The organism is Persicitalea sp., assembly GCF_041751555.1.
Lineage (GTDB): Bacteria > Bacteroidota > Bacteroidia > Cytophagales > Spirosomataceae > Persicitalea.
In genome coordinates this window covers 1-3,383 of the sequence record NZ_JBGSXF010000384.1, presented here as the reverse complement: position 1 = coordinate 3,383, position 3,383 = coordinate 1, and the positions used below count along the sequence as shown (strand labels likewise).

Below are 3,383 nucleotides of genomic sequence, written 5' to 3'. Positions count from 1 at the left end.
CCGTGTTCGATTCGGCCCAGAACATCGTCCACTTGCGTAAAGCCCGCGATGGTGGTCAGACTTTGCAGTGGCGTTTTTCCGTCCAACTCTCCCAATGGATAACGCAACCAATCGCGCAGTGCCTGAGCATCACCATCGTACACCCGCAAGCCGTGTTGAATAATTCCTTTCAACAATTCAACTCGCTCGGCGGTGTTTTCCCTTAATTCTTTTTGGCGGCGGAAGCGGTGAAGGGTACTCTCTGATATTTGCAGCAAGGGCGCCAATTCTTTCAGACTAACACCAAGTTGTTGCGCCAACTGGTTTAGCGTCTTTACTTTCATGGTTGGAGTATTTTTAAGATGACGGTAGAACAACTGTAATTTGACAACGGCAAGTTCATTCGGGCAGCGCCGCCGTCGCAGACGGCTTTTTACATTTAGTACGGAGTGATCTATCGAACACTGCCGCACAACGAGGGAGACGGAAAACCCGAAGAATTCAGGCTACTGATCGATAAGATCGAGTTGAACTAATAGCAAGCTTCGGTTTCAAGCTTCTTCGGGCAAAAAAGAAACATCCACAAAATACCTTTTTTTAGGGCTTTGGGGGTCGATCCAAACCTGAACGAGGCGATTGGTCAGGAAGGGCGTGGGGTCGAAGTTGAGTTTTTCGCTGTCGAATTGGTACAGCTTTCCATCCTCGGTATTGTGCCATTCCGTTCGAATATAAAATTCCGTTTTCGACTTGGATTGAACCATTTCGGTTCGGCCCGGTAGTTCGATCATTCGACCCGTACTGGGTAGTTCCTTCCGTAAGCGTTTGGAGCGAACGGCGGCATAAATAGTACCAATTCCGATGGCAAGAAATATAGCCCCCAACCCTGCCGCCACGGTAATTGTACCCCACACTTCCCAAAAACTATCAATAACAGCCGTTGAAGGCTTACCCTTTTCATAGCGCACTTTGACCGCCTCGCCTACTTCATAAGCAGCGGGCGATGCCCCCATTTGAGAAACAAAAGTCTGTTCCTCAGCCTCGGAAGCCCGGTAGGTCACGACCGGACGATAGGTTCTGCCATTTTTTGACGAGCCAGATTCCAGGTCAGTCACTACGCCATCGGTCACCGTAGCATTTTTCAGAAATTCCAGCTTCCCAATAAAAAGATAGATACCTCCCGCCAATGCCATAGCCCCGACCAAAAGAAGAATAATGGCCGTATTTCTTTCTGATTTTTTTTTCATTAGAGGAAGCTTTGTTCTGGTAGAAAAAGAAAAGTACCGGATAGAAAAAGAAAAGTACCGGAAATCTGTTGATAGGGTCATTTAAGCTTGTCAGGCGGTAAATACTCTCTTAAATATTCAAATGCCTATGTACCAAGTAAGCGGCAACCAAAAGCTACTTTCCGAGGGGCCGCTGAGAAAGTCAGCAAACCGGTAGTCGATTCCGAATTCAATTTTGTTGTTGTCGTTGAAGGCATAGCCTAGCGAGGGTACGAGGCGGATTTCCAGACCGTACTTTCCTTCACTCAAAGCGTTGAGGTATTCGTGGTTTATTTTGAGATAAAACTCTCGGTCATCAACCGTCTGTCCACTCAATGGCAGATCCAGCGAAATTCGGTACCTCAGTCGGAATTCAGCCGCTTCTATTTGAGAGAAAGTCTGGTCGGTGGAGAAGCGGTGCGCCAGCCGGAAACCATCGTAGCTACTTACCAAAGTGTATTGTTGGATGAGGCGATGAGTCGGTCCGCCCTTTTCAAGCCGTAGCAGGTAGCCGCCCGCCAGCGAATTGTTCAATCCCACTTTCCGGGATGCAATCACTGACAAGTCAGTCAGGCTATGCTGCATGGCCCATGGCGACGGTTCGGAAAAGCGTCCTTCGGCACCCAGCAGCCGGGATTCCTGCTTGTAGTTGAGACGCCAGTATTCGGCTATCTTTTGGTTGATATTCAGGCCGGGCAGCAGCCCCGCTTTGTAGCTACTTTGCGCCCAAAGGCTCGTACTCAACAAACAGAAGAAAAATAAAACCGCTCCTCTCATCGCTCAGTATTTCAGGTTATCTGTATTCCTGAAAACTATTTTCGCACTCTTCTCCAGGTCGCCATCCGCTGAGAAGGTGTACTCAAACTTATCCGTATTTCTGCCTTTTCGCCCTCGGAGAACGAGTTCGTACCTCACGGTCAACCCACTGCCGTCACTTCGCTGTTTGAGGTAGTTTAAGATTTCCTTTCTTTCCCCCGAAAACTGCCGTTGCACTTTTCTTATTTTGAACCTTTCAAAATCATCGTTCAGACTTTGCTCAATTTTTGTCCGAAGTACTTCGGGCAAACTACGCCACGCCACCTCGATTTCCACGTCCTGAAGCTTACCCGAAGGATCAAACTCGACGCTGTACTTCTGGCCGTCTCTCTTGCTTTTGGCTTCGATGGATTTTCCCTGCTCGCTGGTTTCCATGTACCAACGTACTCGCCGCGCAAAGTCCAGTGAATCGACAAACTGCCGCGCCAGCGGCGGGACATCGGCCGCCTTGAGGCGGTATTCTTTCTCGTATTTGACCTGTCCGAATGTGATTCCGGTAGAAAAAAGAAAGAATAGAAGGCAACAGGCCGGGACTGATTTCATTTTGGTGGGTTGTTAAAGGCTGAATATAGCCAAAACAGCCCGGCGGTACACCGTCGGGCTGTTTCAGTTCAGAATCTTCTTAGAAGTGAGGAGCCTGAAAGACTAAAACGTCATGGGCACCTCCGTCACACCGTTGCCCCAGGCCATGCGCATGAGTACCTCCTTGCCGTTGCCTTTGGCAAACTGGATTGTAAAATTCTCAACGGATTCTGAAATCTTCTTCGGGGACACGTTTACACGGAGTACGTCATTTTTCTGGTCGTAACTATAGGCCCCCCACTGATCCACATCGCTGCTCAGGATAATAGTCATATCCTTGCTTTGCTCATTGGCCTGAGCCAGCAGTGCGTAGGTACCGGCTTTCACCTGCTTGCCCATGATCGTGGCGTCCTCGTAAAACTTGATTTCGGGAGCCTCGTTTGCCCCTACCCGCCATACTTTGCCGAGCGGAATGAGTGTACCGACAATCTCTCGTCCCTTCAATGCCGGACGGCTGTAAATGACACGCACCTTGGCGGTTTCGCCGTTGATTTTATCAGGGGCAAACTTGCGGTCGTGAGCGTAGTCATCAGGATAATAAGCCATATCCATGGGGCTTTTATCGAGCCCCCGGAAGGTCTGGGCCTGGCTCTCGAAGGTGAATAAGGCACAGAAGCAAAGTAGGAATACAGTCAATTTCATGATTTTGGTAAAATTTGAATTTGTTGTGAATTATTTTTCTCGCAAGATAGCCCTTTTACAAAAAAACTCCGACCCAGCGGGCCGGAGTTTTTGCATCATCGT

The 3,383-nt window shown here is 48.9% G+C and carries 5 protein-coding genes; all 5 read right to left on the bottom strand.

Annotated features, from left to right (window positions below; translation table 11 throughout):
* Positions 1–323, bottom strand: a 323-nt coding sequence (locus ACEW8P_RS13595; protein WP_373513622.1) for an antitoxin Xre/MbcA/ParS toxin-binding domain-containing protein, incomplete at its 3' end; no start/stop codon positions are given.
* Between the two features lie 207 nt (positions 324–530).
* Positions 531–1,223 carry a DUF3592 domain-containing protein gene (locus tag ACEW8P_RS13590; RefSeq protein ID WP_373513621.1) on the bottom strand — a complete coding sequence of 231 codons (693 nt, stop codon included), beginning with the start codon at positions 1,221–1,223 and terminating at the stop codon, positions 531–533.
* Positions 1,224–1,340: 117 nt separating this feature from the next.
* Positions 1,341–1,985, bottom strand: a complete 645-nt coding sequence (locus tag ACEW8P_RS13585; protein ID WP_373513620.1) for a DUF2490 domain-containing protein — start codon at positions 1,983–1,985, stop codon at positions 1,341–1,343.
* Between the two features lie 36 nt (positions 1,986–2,021).
* Positions 2,022–2,600, bottom strand: a complete 579-nt coding sequence (locus ACEW8P_RS13580) for a hypothetical protein (protein ID WP_373513619.1) — start codon at positions 2,598–2,600, stop codon at positions 2,022–2,024.
* A 102-nt stretch (positions 2,601–2,702) separates the two neighbouring features.
* Complete coding sequence (locus ACEW8P_RS13575; protein WP_373513618.1) at positions 2,703–3,281, bottom strand: DUF2911 domain-containing protein; 579 nt, start codon at positions 3,279–3,281, stop codon at positions 2,703–2,705.
* Between the last annotated feature and the right edge of the window lie 102 nt (positions 3,282–3,383).